This is a genomic window from Micromonospora sp. AMSO31t (assembly GCF_008868175.1).
Classification (GTDB): Bacteria; Actinomycetota; Actinomycetes; order Mycobacteriales; family Micromonosporaceae; genus Micromonospora.
Map to the genome: position 1 here is coordinate 1 of NZ_WBKT01000364.1, position 300 is coordinate 300.

A 300-nucleotide genomic window follows, 5' to 3' on the forward strand; every position below is an offset into this window, starting at 1 on the left:
CCCTTGACGGAGCCGAGGATCTCGACGGTGCCGGCCTCGTCGTCGTGCTTGAAGTCCTTGTCCTTGTCCTTGTTCTTGTCGTAGCTGTTGCTGTCGTAGCTGTTCTGGCCGTAGTTGTTCTGGCCGTTGTTGTTCTGGCCGTAGTTGTGCGGGTCGTGGTTGTTCTTGTCGTTGTTGCCGTTGCCGTTGGCGATGCCGCCGCCGTTGCCGCCGGCGGTGTTGTCGTCGATGTGGGATTCCTCGACCTTGAGCACGCCGCGGTTGAAGATGCCGCCGCCGTCCTGGCGGGCGTGGTTGTTC

Annotated in this window: 1 pseudogene; it reads right to left on the reverse strand. The window is 61.7% G+C overall.

Going from position 1 to position 300, the window contains the following annotated elements:
* A pseudogene (locus F8274_RS30965) lies at positions 1-300 on the reverse strand (hypothetical protein); the annotation flags it as partial.